16 protein-coding genes and 1 tRNA gene are annotated in these 13,893 nt (G+C 66.0%); 9 read left to right on the top strand and 8 right to left on the bottom strand.

Translation table 11 applies throughout. From position 1 onward, the window contains the following. Nucleotides 1-61: 61 nt before the first annotated feature. Nucleotides 62-1,597, top strand: a complete 1,536-nt coding sequence (locus tag EBI04_RS10590) for a carboxypeptidase M32 (RefSeq protein ID WP_135257421.1) — start codon at nt 62-64, stop codon at nt 1,595-1,597. On the opposite strand, the gene EBI04_RS10595 is transcribed toward EBI04_RS10590, so the two are convergent. From EBI04_RS10595 to EBI04_RS10610, 4 genes are read right to left on the bottom strand one after another with little or no spacing between them, the layout of a single operon-like run. After that, nucleotides 1,585-2,661, bottom strand: a complete 1,077-nt coding sequence (locus EBI04_RS10595; protein ID WP_135257422.1) for a YbfB/YjiJ family MFS transporter — start codon at nt 2,659-2,661, stop codon at nt 1,585-1,587. The two genes, EBI04_RS10590 and EBI04_RS10595, sit on opposite strands and share 13 nt — an antisense overlap. Next, complete coding sequence (locus EBI04_RS10600; protein WP_135257423.1) at nt 2,651-3,403, bottom strand: ABC transporter permease; 753 nt, start codon at nt 3,401-3,403, stop codon at nt 2,651-2,653. Before EBI04_RS10600 ends, EBI04_RS10595 begins: the two co-directional genes overlap by 11 nt. Beyond that, nucleotides 3,396-4,301, bottom strand: coding sequence for an ABC transporter ATP-binding protein (locus tag EBI04_RS10605; protein WP_135257424.1), 906 nt, complete (start codon nt 4,299-4,301; stop codon nt 3,396-3,398). Before EBI04_RS10605 ends, EBI04_RS10600 begins: the two co-directional genes overlap by 8 nt. 1 nt (nt 4,302) lies before the next feature. Then, nucleotides 4,303-4,641, bottom strand: coding sequence for a nucleotide pyrophosphohydrolase (locus tag EBI04_RS10610; RefSeq protein WP_240695286.1), 339 nt, complete (start codon nt 4,639-4,641; stop codon nt 4,303-4,305). Nucleotides 4,642-4,652: 11 nt separating this feature from the next. Between EBI04_RS10610 and mgsA the strand changes: the two genes are divergently transcribed. After that, nucleotides 4,653-5,030, top strand: a complete 378-nt coding sequence (gene mgsA, locus EBI04_RS10615) for a methylglyoxal synthase (protein WP_135257425.1) — start codon at nt 4,653-4,655, stop codon at nt 5,028-5,030. On the opposite strand, the gene EBI04_RS10620 is transcribed toward mgsA, so the two are convergent. Genes EBI04_RS10620 through EBI04_RS10635 form a run of 4 tightly spaced genes read right to left on the bottom strand, consistent with a single transcriptional unit; the run spans nt 5,027 to nt 9,352 of the window. After that, nucleotides 5,027-6,511: a YifB family Mg chelatase-like AAA ATPase gene (locus EBI04_RS10620; RefSeq protein ID WP_135257426.1), complete on the bottom strand. Its 1,485-nt coding sequence runs from the start codon at nt 6,509-6,511 to the stop codon at nt 5,027-5,029. The two genes, mgsA and EBI04_RS10620, sit on opposite strands and share 4 nt — an antisense overlap. A 9-nt stretch (nt 6,512-6,520) precedes the next feature. Beyond that, nucleotides 6,521-7,657, bottom strand: a complete 1,137-nt coding sequence (locus EBI04_RS10625) for an MFS transporter (protein WP_135257427.1) — start codon at nt 7,655-7,657, stop codon at nt 6,521-6,523. Nucleotide 7,658: 1 nt separating this feature from the next. Beyond that, a complete protein-coding gene (locus tag EBI04_RS10630) occupies nt 7,659-8,468 on the bottom strand; it encodes an EamA family transporter (RefSeq protein ID WP_135257428.1) in 810 nt (269 codons plus the stop codon). Continuing rightward, entirely contained in the window at nt 8,465-9,352 is an 888-nt protein-coding gene (locus tag EBI04_RS10635; protein ID WP_135257429.1) for a DMT family transporter, read from the bottom strand. Before EBI04_RS10635 ends, EBI04_RS10630 begins: the two co-directional genes overlap by 4 nt. A 105-nt stretch (nt 9,353-9,457) precedes the next feature. Between EBI04_RS10635 and EBI04_RS10640 the strand changes: the two genes are divergently transcribed. From EBI04_RS10640 to rpsR, 7 genes are all read left to right on the top strand, one after another. Beyond that, complete coding sequence (locus EBI04_RS10640) at nt 9,458-10,585, top strand: NAD(P) transhydrogenase subunit alpha (protein WP_135257430.1); 1,128 nt, start codon at nt 9,458-9,460, stop codon at nt 10,583-10,585. Beyond that, on the top strand, nt 10,585-10,887 hold the full coding sequence (locus EBI04_RS10645; RefSeq protein WP_135257942.1) for a proton-translocating transhydrogenase family protein: 303 nt from the start codon (nt 10,585-10,587) through the stop codon (nt 10,885-10,887). Before EBI04_RS10640 ends, EBI04_RS10645 begins: the two co-directional genes overlap by 1 nt. Then, on the top strand, nt 10,887-12,239 hold the full coding sequence (locus EBI04_RS10650) for an NAD(P)(+) transhydrogenase (Re/Si-specific) subunit beta (protein WP_135257431.1): 1,353 nt from the start codon (nt 10,887-10,889) through the stop codon (nt 12,237-12,239). Before EBI04_RS10645 ends, EBI04_RS10650 begins: the two co-directional genes overlap by 1 nt. 90 nt (nt 12,240-12,329) lie before the next feature. After that, nucleotides 12,330-12,405, top strand: a tRNA-Asn gene (locus EBI04_RS10655). 97 nt (nt 12,406-12,502) lie between these two features. After that, nucleotides 12,503-12,808, top strand: coding sequence for a 30S ribosomal protein S6 (gene rpsF / locus EBI04_RS10660; protein ID WP_135257943.1), 306 nt, complete (start codon nt 12,503-12,505; stop codon nt 12,806-12,808). 9 nt (nt 12,809-12,817) lie between these two features. Continuing rightward, nucleotides 12,818-13,630 carry a single-stranded DNA-binding protein gene (locus tag EBI04_RS10665; RefSeq protein WP_135257432.1) on the top strand — a complete coding sequence of 271 codons (813 nt, stop codon included), beginning with the start codon at nt 12,818-12,820 and terminating at the stop codon, nt 13,628-13,630. Continuing rightward, nucleotides 13,627-13,893: a 30S ribosomal protein S18 gene (gene rpsR / locus EBI04_RS10670; protein ID WP_135257433.1), complete on the top strand. Its 267-nt coding sequence runs from the start codon at nt 13,627-13,629 to the stop codon at nt 13,891-13,893. Before EBI04_RS10665 ends, rpsR begins: the two co-directional genes overlap by 4 nt.

The following is a 13,893-nucleotide window of genomic DNA, read 5'->3' on the forward strand; positions in this document are numbered from 1 at the left end:
GAGGGCTGAGCCTAGGAGAAGTTTCATGGGCCTTTAACACCCTGAGGGGTAAGATGCTTTCGTGAAACCTGAAGCGGCCTATCAGCAGCTTTTGGAGTTTCAAAGGGAAACCGCCTACCTGGCTTCCCTGGGGGCCCTGGCGGCTTGGGACCAGCGCACCATGATCCCGAAGAAGGGGCACGAGCACCGGGCCAGGCAGATGGCCGCCCTGGCCCGCCTCCTCCACCAGCGGGCCACCGACCCCAGGGTTGGGGAGTGGCTTTCGGCGGTGGAAGGCTCCCACCTGGTGCAGGATCCCCTATCCGACGCGGCGGTCAACGTCCGGGAGTGGCGGCAAGCCTACGAGCGCACCCGGGCCATTCCCGAGCGGCTGGCGGTGGAGCTGGCCCAGGCGCAAAGCGAGGGGGAAAGCTATTGGGAGGAAGCCCGCCCCAGGGATGACTGGCAGGGCTTCTTGCCCTACCTGAGGCGCATCTTCCAGCTCACCAAGGAGAGGGCGGAGATCCTTGCCGCCCTTCCCGTGCCCCAAGGGGACCCGCCTTACGGGGAACTTTACGACGCCCTCCTGGACGGGTACGAGCCGGGGATGCGGGCGGCGGAACTGCAGCCCCTTTTCCAGGAGCTGAGGGAGGGGCTTCAGGAGCTTTTGGACCGGATCCAGGGTAGCAGCCGAAAACCCGACACCACCATCCTGCACCGCCCCTACCCCAAGGAGGCCCAGCGGGCCTTTGCCCTCGAGCTTCTTTCTGCCTGCGGTTACGACCTCGAGGCCGGCCGCCTGGACCCCACCGCCCATCCCTTTGAGATCTCCATCGGGCCCGGGGACGTGCGCATCACCACCCGTTACTTCGAGGACTTCTTCAACGCGGGTATCTTCGGCACCCTGCACGAGATGGGCCATGCCCTCTACGAGCAGGGCCTGCCCAAGGAGCACTGGGGCACGCCAAGGGGGGAGGCGGTCTCCTTAGGGGTGCACGAGTCGCAAAGCCGCACCTGGGAGAACCTGGTGGGCCGCTCCTTAGGCTTCTGGGAGCGCTTCTTCCCCCGGGCTAAGGAACTTTTCCCGAGCCTTCAGGACGTGGCCCTGGAGGACTTTCACCGGGCGGTGAACGCCGTGGCGCCCTCCCTCATCCGGGTGGAGGCGGACGAGGTCACCTATAACCTCCACATCCTGGTGCGCCTGGAACTGGAGCTTGCCCTCTTCCGGGGGGAGCTTGCCCTGGAGGACCTCCCCGGGGCCTGGGCGGAGCGGTACCGGGCCTACCTGGGGGTGGCCCCCAGGGACTTCAAGGACGGGGTGATGCAGGACGTGCACTGGTCCGGGGGGCTTTTCGGCTACTTCCCCACCTACACCCTGGGCAACCTCTACGCCGCCCAGTTCTTCCAAAAGGCCCAGGAGGAGCTTGGGGACCTCGAGGGCCAGTTCCGCCGGGGGGAGTTCCGGCCCTTCCTGGACTGGACCCGTAGAAACATCCACGCCGAGGGGAGCCGCTTCCGCCCCAAGGCCTTGGTGGAGCGGGTGACCGGCACGCCCCCCGGTGCCCGGCCCTTTTTGGCCTACCTGGAGAGGAAGTACCAGGCCCTTTACGGTTTCTGAGGGCGGGACCAGGTGGGGAGGAGGGCCAGGAAGAGGAGGACGCTGGCCGCCCAAAGCGCCCCCTCCCCTCGCCCCGCCATCTCCGCAAAGAACCCGGCCACGGCAGGTCCCACCGCCTGCCCTAGGGCGAAGGCGGCTGTGGAAAGCCCCATGGCCCGGGGCCAGGCGGAAGGGGGAAGGAGGGTGCGGAAGGCCTGGGTGAGGGCGGTGATCACCCCCAAGAAGGAGAGGCCGAAGAGGAGGGCGCTTAGGGCGGGAAGGTGCAGGGCCAGGGGTGGAAGGCTTCCCAGGAAGAGCACCAGAAGCACGTGGAAAAGCCCTTTTCTCCCCCCTACCCGCTCCACCCAGGGCCCCCAGACGGGTCCGGTCAGGAGGGCTCCCAGGCCCAGGAGGCCGAAGAGGACGAGGGAGTCCCCCACCACCGCCGCCACGAAGGTCATGTAGCCGATGTACCCCGCCCCGTAAAGGCCGTAGGCCAGGAGTAGGGGAAGGATGGGCCCCAGGCTTCCCTCGCCCTGGACGGGGGGTGGGGGTTCTTTCAGAAGAGGCCAGGCGAGGAGGGCGGGCAGGCCCAGCAGGAGGCTATACAGGCCCAGCCTGGCCCAGGCTCCCGTGGGCTCGGCGGCTCCCCATAGGAGCCACGGGGCCAGAAGAAGCCCCAGGCCCACGCCCCCATAGTAGATCCCCAGGGTTCGCCCGGAGCTGCCCAGGGCCATGAGGAGGGCCGCCCCTCCCACGAAGACTAAGGCGCCCAGAAAACCCTGGAGAAACCGCAGGCTGAAGACCAGGGGGAGGCTTTCCATCCCCGTGAGGGCCAGGATGGGGCCCTGAAGGAGAAGGGCCAGAAAGAACCCTTTCCGGTAGCCCATCCGGCCCAGGAGGCGGTGGCTGAAAAAGGCCCCCACCAGGTAGCCCAGGGTGTTGGCGCTTCCCAGGATCCCCGCTTGGGCGTAGGAGAGCCCCCAGGCGTTTTGCATGAGGGGCAGGACCAGGGCGTAGGCGAACCGCCCCAGGCCCAGGGCCAGGGCGGGTCCCAAGGCAAGGAGGACGAGCCTAATAGCCATGCAAAAGCCCCAGCTTTTTGGCCCGATGTACGGCCAGTTTGAAGAGGAAAAGCCCCAGGCCCAGGTAGAGGAGGCCGTTCAGGACGGCCAGAAGCAGGAACAGGGGGTCCAGGGGCGCTCCTTCCGCCAGCATGCTCCGGGCTAAGGCGGCCCCGGGAGCCATGGGCAAGAGGAGAAAAAGCTCTTGGCCCGGGGCTTGCAGGAGAAAGAGCAAGAGGAACTGGGAAAGGCCCAGAAGCTGGCCAATGCGCTTGTATACAAGGGCCAGGCTTCCCATGGCAAACCCGAGGCCATACCCCCCCAAGAGAACGGCCAGGAAGGGGAGAACCACCCAGGGATTAAAGGAGAGCTGGGCTCCCGTGAGGGCCATGAGCACCAAGGCGATGAGAACGACCAGGAGCCCCTGGATGAGGAGTCCGGAGAGGTTCCGCACCAGAAAAAGGGGAATCGGCCCATAGGGGGTAAGGAAGACCTGCTCCAGGGTGCCTGTCTGGGCCTCCTCGGTGAGGCCGAAGGAGAGGCTGCTATAGGAAAGCAGGGTGAAGGACCAGAGCAAGTAGCCCACTAGGACGGCTTCCAGCCTGCCTCCGAACTCCGCCCCCGGCCCGGCCAGAAACCGCGCCCCCAGGAAGAGGAGGTAGAAGATGAGGCTTAGGCTGACCACCGCTCCCAAAAGTTCCAGGGGGTAGCGGCGCAGGGCCAGGAGGTGCCGCCAAGACTCCGCCAGGAACAGGTCAAACATGGCTCACCACCTTCAGGAAAACTTCCAGGAGATCCGCCTCGGCCTTGGCCACCCGTTTCAGGGGGAGAGGCTTTACCGCTTCCAAAACCCGCCAGATGGCCTCCCCGTCGCCGCGGAAGAAAAAGGGGTTTTCGCCCTCTATGCCCAAGGCCCACAGGTGCTGGAGCACCTCGAGGGGGGGTGGTTTTTCCAGCTCCAACACGTAGTATTCCCCGGAGAAACGGGCAAGGAGGCGCTCCTTGGTCTCCTCCAGGATCACCTCGCCCCGGTGGATGATGGCCACCCGGTCGGCCAGGGCTTCGGCCACCTCCATCTGGTGGGTGGTAAGGAGGATGGCCTTGCCCGCCCGGGCCAGGGCCCGGATCTTTTGCTGCATCAGCAGGGCGGTTTCCACATCCAGGCCCAGGGTGGGTTCATCCAGCAGGAGCACCTCAGGGTCGTGGACCAGGGCTTGCAGGAGGGCCAGTTTCTGCTGCATCCCCCGGGAGAGGTGGCGCACCTCCGTGTGGGCTTTTTCCAGGAGTGCATACTCCTCCAGGAGTTTCAAGGCCCGCTTCCTGGTGGCGGCAAGGCGGAGGCCCCGGGCCACCCCGAAGTAGACCAGGTTTTCCAGGGGGGTAAGCCGCCAGTAGGTGTTGCGGTTCCCCTCCAGGACCGCTCCCAGGTGCTTCAAAGCGAGAGGTTCCCGGAAGGGGTTCTTCCTCAAAAGGCGCACCTCTCCCTCATCGGGAAGGAGAAGGCCCGCCAGCATCTTCACCGTGGTGCTTTTGCCCGCCCCGTTTTTCCCCAAGAAGGCCAGGATCTCGCCAGGGCGTAGGGTAAGGTGGACGTTTTTTACGGCCTCGAGGGTCCCGAAGCGCTTGTGCAGGCCCTGGGCTTCCAGGAAGGGGCGCTCCATCTTAGCCTCCTTTCCGGGTCCAGCGCTCCCCGTCCCGGTCCCGGTACTTGGCCATGGCCTTGAGGAAGGCTTCCTCCAGGTCGATGCCCTCCCGGTTGGCCAGGGAGATGAGGACGAAGAGGAGGTCGGCGAGCTCCATGGCCAGATCCCCTTCCTCCTCCCCTGGCTTGGGCTTCTTCCCATGGCGGTGGGCCAGGACCCGGGCCACCTCCCCGAGTTCCTCCGTGAGGCGGGCCAGCATCAGGAGGGGCGGAAAGTAGCCCTCCTTGAACTGGCTGATCCAGGCGTCCACCTGCCTTTGGGCCTCCTTAAGGGTGAGGGCCTCCATGGAAAGGAGCATACAATGGCCCCATGAAGGCCTTGGCCCTCATCGCCCACGATGCCAAAAAGGACGATATGGTGGCCTTTTGCCAACGGCACCGGGAGCTTCTTTCCCGCTTCCCCCTCCTGGCCACGGGCACCACGGGGAAACGCATCCAGGAGGCCACCGGCCTCGAGGTGGAGCGGGTTCTTTCTGGTCCCCTGGGAGGAGATATGCAGATCGGGTCCAGGGTCGCTGAGGGAAAGGTGCTTTGCGTGCTCTTTTTCCAGGATCCCCTCACCCCCAAGCCCCACGAGCCCGATGTGCAGGCCCTCATGCGGGTGTGCAACGTGCACGGGGTGCCCTTGGCCACCAACCTCGAGGCGGCGGAGGCCCTTGTTCCCTGGCTTGCTGCCCAGGCAGGCTAAAGGGTTTTGCGGTAGGCCAAGGCCTCGGCCACGTGGTTTTCCTCCACGCTCTCCGCTCCCTGCAGGTCAGCGATGGTGCGGGCCACCCGGAGGAGGCGGTCGTAGCTCCTGGCGGAAAGGAGCATCCGCTTGGCCGCTGCCTGGAGAAGGTGTTCCGCCCCAGAGGTTAAGCACACGTGCTCCCTTAGGGCCTTTCCCGCAAGCTCCCCGTTGGGCCTCCCCTGGCGGGCCAGCATCCTCTCCCGGGCCTTAAGGACCCGTTCCCGCACCGCCAGGGTGCTTTCCCCCTCGGGGGCGCGGGCGAGCTCAGCGGGGGTAAGGCGGGGCACCTCCACCACCAGGTCAAACCGGTCCAGGAGGGGCCCAGAGATCTTCCCCATGTAGCGCCCGCGGCTTGCCGGGGTGCAGGTGCAGGCCCTTTCGGGGTCCCCGTACCAGCCGCAGGGGCAGGGGTTCATGGCCGCCACCAGGAGGAAGTGGGCGGGGAAGGTGAGGCTGGCCCGGGCCCGGGAGACGGTCACCACCCCGTCCTCGAGGGGCTGGCGGAGGGCTTCTAAGGCGTCCCGGGAAAACTCGGGGAACTCGTCCAGGAAGAGCACCCCCCGGTGGGCCAGGGAGACCTCCCCCGGCTTGGGGATGGCCCCGCCCCCGATGAGGCCCGCGTAGCTCACCGTGTGGTGGGGGGCGCGGAAAGGGGGGGTGCGGAGGAGGCCCTTCAGGGCCTGCCCGGCGGCGGAGTGGATGCGGCTCACCTCCAGGGCCGCCTCCTGGGAGAGGGGGGGTAGGAGAAAAGGGAGGCGCCTCGCCAGCATGGTCTTTCCCGAGCCCGGGCTTCCCACCATGAGGAGGTGGTGGTAACCGGCGGCGGCGATCTCTAAGGCGCGCTTGGCCTTGGCCTGGCCCTTCACGTCCCGGAGGTCCAGGACCTCGAGGAGGGCCACGGGATCGTCGGGTTCCACCCTCCTGGGCTCCTCTTCTCCCCTCAGGTAAGCCACCGCCTGAAGGAGGGTTTCCACCCCGTAGACCTCCACCCCCTCCACCAAAGCGGCCTCCTTGGCGCTTTCTAAGGGCAGGAGGAGCCTTTTCCCCTCCACCAAAGCGCCCAGGGCCAGGTTCACCGCCCCTGGCACCGGGCGCAGGCTCCCGTCCAGGCCCAGCTCCCCGGCCACGGCCAAGCCGGAGAGGGCCTCGAGGGGCACCACCCCTTGGGCCGCAAGAAGCCCTAGGGCGATGGGCAGGTCGAAGTGGCTCCCCTCCTTCCTGAGCTCCGCCGGGGCCAGGTTCACCACCACCCGCGCCTGGGGGTAGGGGAAGCCCGCGTTCTTGAGGGCGGCCCGCACCCTTTCCCGGCTTTCCTCCACCGCCTTATCCGGCAGGCCCACCAGGGCGTAGCTGGGAAGCCCAGGACTGACGTCCACCTCCACGGTGACGGGAACCGCGTCCAGGCCGAAGAGGGCGTAGCTTCTGACCTGGGCTAGCATGGAAGGAGTTTACCACCTGGAGCGAAGGAGGGGCAGGTAGAGAAGAAGGGCCAGGAGAAGGAGCCCCAGAAGCCCCCCGAAGGCCCACCCGTAACCCCAGGCCCCCACCGCCACCCCCACCCCCCACTGTAGGAGGAAGGTGCCCCCGATGCCGAAGAGGTTCACCAGGGTGGTGCCGCGACCCACCAGGTGGCCTGGGACCAGGTCCCGGGCCTGGGTGAGGGTGAGGATGTTGAAGGCTCCGAAGAAGCCCAAGAGGAAGTAGGCGGGAAAGAGGAGTTTCAAGAGGAGAAGCACCAGTCCCAGGCCAAAGAGGGAGGCCGAGAGCACCAGCACCCGGGGGGTGCCGAAGCGGTCTGCCAGGTAGCCTGAGATCAGGAAGCCCAGAACCGCCATCCCCGAGTAGAGGAAAAGGAAGTTGCCCACCTGCACCGCGGAAAGGCCCAGGGTGTAGGCGTAGGCCCCGGCCCAAAGGGTCTGTAGGGCCAGGAAGCTTCCGGTGAACGCCAAGCCTAAAAAGGCCACCCGGAGGAGCCGGGTGTTGCCCAAGACTTCCCCTAGGCTACCCACCCCTTGGCCCCGGGGCCAGGGCACCCCCGGGGGGGTGTTCCGCACCCCCAGGTAGAGGAGAAGGGCCACCAGCACCACCACCCCCGCCCCCGCCAAGAAGACCCCTCTCCATCCCAAGACCTCCTTCAAAAGGGCCAGGGGCGTGGCTGCCAGAAGCCCTCCCGTGGCCCCTAGGCCCACCAGCAGCGTGGATACCGTGGCGTAGTTTTTGGGGAACCAGAGGCTGAAGGCCTTTAGGGAGCCCATGAGGGCCGCGGCCATCCCCACGCCGATCAGGGCCCGGCCCAGGGCCAGGGTGGGGAAGTTGGGTGCCAGCCCAAACACCACGCTCCCCAAGGCCGCCACCAAAAGGAGGGCTGGGGTGATGATCCGGGGGCCGTACCGGTCCAGGAGGCTTCCCAGGGGGAGTTGTACCGTGGCGAAGGAGAGGTAGAAGAGGCTGGTCATCAACCCCAGCTCCGCCGGACCCAGGCCCAGGTCCTGGGACAGGTCCTTAGCCAGCACCGCATTGGCTGACCGATAGAAGTAGGAGAGGAAGTAGCCTAGGGTGAAGAGGAGAAAAATCCGTGCTGCCATATCACCTCCGGTTCAGAGCCACTCCCAAGAGAATGAGGGTACCGCCCAGAAGGCCCTCGAGGCTCAAGGGCTCTCCTGCTAAGGGCCAGGCGAAGACCGCCCCCGCCACGGGCTCCAGCATGGCGGTTAGGGTGGCGCTCCGGGCGGGTACCGTGCGCACCCCCAGGAGGAAGAGCCCAAAGGGCACCACCGTGCCCAAGACCACCAAATAGGCCACCGCCCCCCAGTCCCCTGGGTCTAAGGTCCAAACCCGGGGAAGGTTGCCCAGGAGGATGGGGAGGGAGAGGAGGCTTCCCACCCCCGTGGCTACCCCCAGGCTCACCAGGGGAGGGGTCTTGAGCCCGTGGGAGAAGGCAGCGTAAAGGGCGAAGGAAAGGGCGGAGAGGAGTCCGTAGGCCACCCCTACGGGGTTGGCTGTGAAACCCTTGGGCCCCACCAGCACGTAGGCTCCCAAAAGGGCCACGGCCACCCCCAAAAGGGCCTTACCAGGAAGCTTTTCCCCCTTTAGCAGGGCGTAGAGGGTGAGGAGGGCGGGGGCCAGGTACTGGAGGAAGATCCCGGTGGCCACGGTGGTGGCGTGGATGGCCAGGTAGTAGAAGGCCTGGGCCCCGGAGAGGGCGAGCCCCACCCGGAGGAGCCGGGGCCACTCCTTGGTGGCCGGGGGAAAGCGGAGCACCAGGGGGAGAAGGAGAAAGAAGCTCAGGAGAAAGCGCAAGGGGATGAGGACCGAGGGGGAAATCTCCCCCATGAACCGCCCGGCCAGGGCCCCGCCCAGGCCCCAAAGGAGTGCGGCCAGGGCCACGTAGATCATCGCCGTGCCCCCACTACGGCCATACCCACCCCGATGAGGAGGACCAGGGCTCCCAGGAGCACCTGAACCCCGGGAAGCTCCCCAAAGAGGAGAAAGGCCAGGAGACTTGCCCCCACCGGTTCAAAGAGGATGGCCAGGGTGACCAGGACCGGGGGGATGTGCCGGGTGGCCCAGTTGAAGCTGGTGTGGCCCAAAAGCTGCGGCAAAAGGGCCATGAGGAGGATGTAGCCGTAGACCGCGAGAGGGTAACCCCCGTACCCTCCACCAAAGAGGTAGGGAAGAGGGAGGAGGAGGAGGGCTGCGGTGGTGTAGGCTACCCGCACATACTCCAGGATGGATAGGCCCCGCCTCTGGGCTTCCCGCCCCAGGAGGAAGTAAAGGGAGGCGGCCACCGCTCCTAAGAGGGCCAGGAGGTCCCCGAGGAGGGGATTGGTTCCCCCACCCCCTTGGGCATCCCCCAGGCCGATCAAAAGCCCACCCCAAAGGGCTATCCCAATCCCCAGCAAGGTCAGGCCGGAGGGAATCTCCCGGAAGAAAAGCCAGCCGAAGAGGGTAACCCAGACCGGGTTGGTGGTGACCAAGGCGGTGCTGGCCGCTACCGAGGTATAGGAGAGGGAGGTGATCCAAAGGGCAAAGTGCAGGGCCAGCGAAGCCCCGGCGGCCACCGCGTAGGAAAGCCCCCTTCGGCTGGCCAGAGGTCTTCGCCAGTCGGGGAGGAGGAGCAGGGCCGCAAGGCCCATCCGCCCTGCGCTCATCACCAGACTGAAGGCTAGGCTCCGGTCCCCGGAGGCCGCCAGGGCCAGGCGCACCAGGATGCTGCCGAAGCTGATGGCGAAGATGCCCAGGAGCAGTACGGAGGCGAGCTTGAGCCCGGAGGGCCGCATGGAGGCATTCTTCCATAAGGACTCGCTTCTGACCAGTGGGTCACCCTCGAGGCCAAGGACAGATGCCCGTGGCCCCATTGGTATACTGGCGCGGAAGGAGGTCCTATGGTGACCGTAGCGGTTCCCAAGGAAAGGGCTCCAGGGGAAAGAAGGGTGGCCCTGGTGCCCGAGGTGGTGGCCCGCCTGGTGAAGCAGGGGGCCAGGGTGCGGGTAGAGAAGGGTGCCGGGGAAGGTGCCTACTACCCCGACACCGCCTACCAGGAAGTTGGGGCAGAGGTGGTGGAGCGAGGAGAGCTCCTGAAGGATGCCAACCTGCTTTTCACCGTCCAGCCGCCTCCTGAGGACCTGATTGGGGCCTTGGAGCCCGGGGCCATCGTGGTGGGGTTTGTCCAGGCCCACAAGAACCTGGACCTGGTGAAGGCCCTAGCCGCCAAGAAGGCCACGGTCATCGCCATGGAGCTCATCCCCCGCATCACCCGGGCCCAGAGCATGGACGCCCTTTCCAGCCAGGCCACGGTGGCGGGGTACCTGGCGGCCATCCACGCCGCAAGGCTATCCCCCCGCTTCTTCCCCATGCTCACCACCGCCGCGGGCACCATCCGCCCCGCCAAGGTGATGGTCATGGGGGTGGGGGTGGCGGGCCTCATGGCCATCGCCACCGTCAAGCGCTTGGGAGCCCAGGTCTTCGCCTACGACGTGCGTAAGGCGGCGGTGGAGCAGGCCCTCTCCCTGGGGGCCAAGCCCATTGAGCTTCCCATCAGTGCGGAAGGGGAGGGTGGCTACGCCCGGGAGCTCACCGAGGAGGAGAAGCGCATCCAGCACGAGGCCCTTAGGGAGCATGTGGCGGGGATGGATGCCATCATCACCACCGCCCAGGTGCCGGGCCGCCGGGCCCCCATCCTTCTCACCGAGGACATGGTGGAGCGCCTGAAGCCGGGCACGGTGGTGGTGGACCTGGCGGCGGAATCGGGGGGCAACTGCGTGCTCACCCGGCCCGGGGAGGTGGTGGAGGTGAAGGGCGTGAGGATCTTTGGCCCCTTGAATCTGCCCAGCGAACTCGCCGTCCACGCCTCGGAAATGTACGCCAAAAACCTTTTGAACCTTTCCAGCCTGCTCATGGAGAAGGGTGAGTTCGCTCCCAAGTGGGAGGACGAGATCATCCAGGGGGCGCTTCTCATGAAGGAAGGCGAGATCCTGCACGGGCCCACCAAGGCCCTCGTGGGAGGTGCATGATGGAGTTTGGTTTCTGGTCGGCCCTGTACATCTTCGTGCTCACGGCCTTTTTGGGTTACGAGCTCATCACCCGGGTGCCTGTGATCCTCCACACCCCCTTGATGTCCGGGTCCAACTTCATCCACGGGGTGGTGGTGGTGGGGGCCATGGTGGTCCTAGGCCATGCGGATACCGGCTTGGAAAAGGCCATCGGCTTCCTGGGGGTGATCCTGGGGGCGGCCAACGCTGCCGGGGGGTATGCGGTTACGGTGCGCATGCTGGAGATGTTTGAGAGGCGGCCAGGCAAGGGGGGTGGTCAGTGATGGATCTCATCCAGGCGGCCTACTTCGTGGTGGCCATCCTCTTCATTGTGGGCCTAAAGCGCATGGCCCACCCCACCACCGCCAAAAGCGGCATCGTCTGGGCTGGGTGGGGTATGGCCTTGGCGGTTCTGGCCACCTTCTTCTGGCCGGGAATGCAGAACTTTAGCCTCATGCTCATCGCTCTTCTGGTGGGCTCTGTGATCGCCTGGTGGGCGGCCATCAAGGTGGCCATGACCGACATGCCCCAGATGGTGGCCATCTACAACGGCATGGGTGGGGGTGCGGCCGCCACCATCGCCGCGGTGGAGCTCCTGAAGGGAGCCTTTGACAACTTGGGCCTCATGGCCTTGGCCATCCTTGGAGGCCTCATCGGTAGCGTGGCCTTCACGGGAAGCCTCATCGCCTTCGCCAAGCTCCAGGGCATCATGAAAAGCCGACCCATCCTCTTCCCCGGGCAGAAGGTGGTGAACGCCCTGGTGCTTCTCATCACGGTGCTTTTGGGCTTCTCCCTGCTTTGGAACGATCCCACCTTAAGCATCGTCTTCTTCTTCCTCCTGGCCCTTCTTTTCGGCATTCTCATGACCTTGCCCATCGGCGGGGGAGACATGCCCGTGGCCATCTCCTTCTACAACGCCTTCACCGGTATGGCCGTGGGCTTTGAGGGCTTCGCTGTGGGGAACCCGGCCTTGATGGTGGCGGGGACCCTGGTGGGGGCGGCGGGTACCCTCCTCACCGTGCTCATGGCCAGGGCCATGAACCGCTCCGTGTGGAGCGTGCTGGTGGGGGGATTCGGCGTGGAGCAGGAGGCGGGGGAGGTCAAGGGAAGCCTCAAGCCCATCGACGTGGAGGATGCCGCCGTCATGCTGGCCTACGCGGGCAAGGTGGTCTTCGTGCCCGGATACGGCATGGCCCTCTCCCAGGCCCAGCACAAGGTGAAGGAGCTTGCGGACCTCCTAGAGAGCAAAGGGGTTGAGGTGAAGTTCGCCATCCACCCGGTGGCGGGGCGGATGCCCGGGCACATGAACGTGCTCCTGGCTGAGGCGGGGGTGGAGTACGACAAGCTCAAGGACCTCGAGGAGATCAACCCCGAGTTCCCCACCGTGGACGTGGCGGTGGTCATCGGGGCCAACGACGTGGTGAACCCCGCTGCCCGGCGCCCAGGAAGCCCCCTTTACGGCATGCCCATCCTGGACGTGGATAAGGCCAAGAACGTGATCGTCATCAAGCGCGGCCAGGGCAAGGGTTTCGCCGGGGTGGAGAACGAGCTCTTCTACGCCGACAACACCCGGATGCTCTATGGGGATGCGCAAAACGTCCTCACCCAGCTCACCCAGGCCCTGAAGAAGCTTTAGGAGTCCTTGGCCGGACCCCGGGGAAACTCCCCGGGGCTTTTCTTCTTGACGCTTCCCCGGGCCTCCTGCTATAGTGCCTAGTGCGGTCGGTCCGCGGTAGCTCAGCTGGTAGAGCGGCCGGCTGTTAACCGGTTGGTCGCAGGTTCGAGTCCTGCCCGCGGAGCCAGATGGGGGCCTCAGGGCCCCCTGGGTCTTTTATTTGGGGAGGGAAGAGGGTATAATCAGCCCTCGTGCGGCCTGCCGGGCCCGGAGAGGAGGTGGAGATGCGCAAGTACGAGGTGAACATCATCCTGAGCCCCAACCTGGACCAGAGCCAGCTCGCCCTGGAGAAGGAGATCATTGGGAAGGCCCTCGAGGCCTTCGGGGCCAGGGTGGAGAAGGTGGAGGAGTGGGGCCTTCGCCGCTTGGCCTACCCCATCGTCAAGGACACCCAGGGCTACTTCCTCTGGTATCAGGTGGAGATGCCCGAAGATCGGGTGAACAACCTGGCCCGGGAGCTTCGCCTGCGCGATAACGTGCGCCGGGTCATGGTGGTGAAAACCCAGGAGCCCCTTCTCACCAAGGCGTAGACTGTTCCCATGGCAAGAGGCCTGAACCGCGTTTTCCTTATCGGTACCCTTACCGCCCGTCCGGACATGCGCTACACCCCGGGGGGGATGGCCATTCTGGACCTGAACCTGGCGGGTCAGGATGCTCTCCTGGATGCTTCCGGCCAGGAGCGGGAGGTGCCCTGGTACCACCGGGTGCGCCTTTTGGGCCGGCAGGCGGAGATGTGGGGGGACATCCTGGAAAGGGGCCAGCTGATTTTTGTAGAAGGCCGGCTGGAGTACCGGCAGTGGGAGCGGGAAGGGGAGAAGCGGAGCGAGGTCCAGATCCGGGCGGATTTCCTCGACCCCTTGGAGGGGCGGGGCCGCGAGACCCTCGAGGACGCCCGGGGCCAGCCTAGGCTTCGCCACGCCCTGAACCAGGTGATCCTCATGGGCAACCTCACCCGCGATCCCGATCTGCGCTACACCCCCCAGGGCACGGCGGTGGTCCGGCTGGGCTTAGCCATCAACGAGCGTCGCCCGGGCCAGGGGCCGGACGGGGAGAGGACCCACTTCATCGAGGTTCAGGCCTGGCGCGACCTGGCCGAGTGGGCCGGGGAACTCAAGCGGGGCGAGGGGCTTTTGGTGATCGGCCGTTTGGTGAACGACTCCTGGACGAGCTCCACCGGGGAAAGGCGCTTCCAGACCCGTGTGGAAGCCCTCAGGTTGGAGCGACCCACCCGTGGGCCTGAAAGGACCGGCGGAGGCAGGCCCCAAGAGCCAGAGCGCTCTGTCCAGACGGGTGGGGTGGACATCGAGGAAGGACTGGAAGACTTCCCGCCGGAGGAGGATTTGCCGTTTTGAGCACGAAGAACGCTAAACCTAAGAAGGAGGCGCCGAAGCGCCCTTCCCGGAAGGCCAAGGTCAAGGCCAGCCTGGGGGAGTTTGACCTTAAGGATTACCGCAACGTGGAGGTGCTGAAGCGGTTCTTGTCGGAGACGGGGAAGATTCTTCCCCGCCGCCGCACGGGGCTTACCGCCAAGGAGCAGCGCATCCTGGCCCGCACCATCAAGCGGGCGAGGATTCTTGGGCTTCTTCCCTTCACGGAGAAGCTGGTGCGCAAGTAG

Source organism: Thermus caldilimi, from assembly GCF_004684245.1.
Taxonomy (GTDB): domain Bacteria; phylum Deinococcota; class Deinococci; order Deinococcales; family Thermaceae; genus Thermus; species Thermus caldilimi.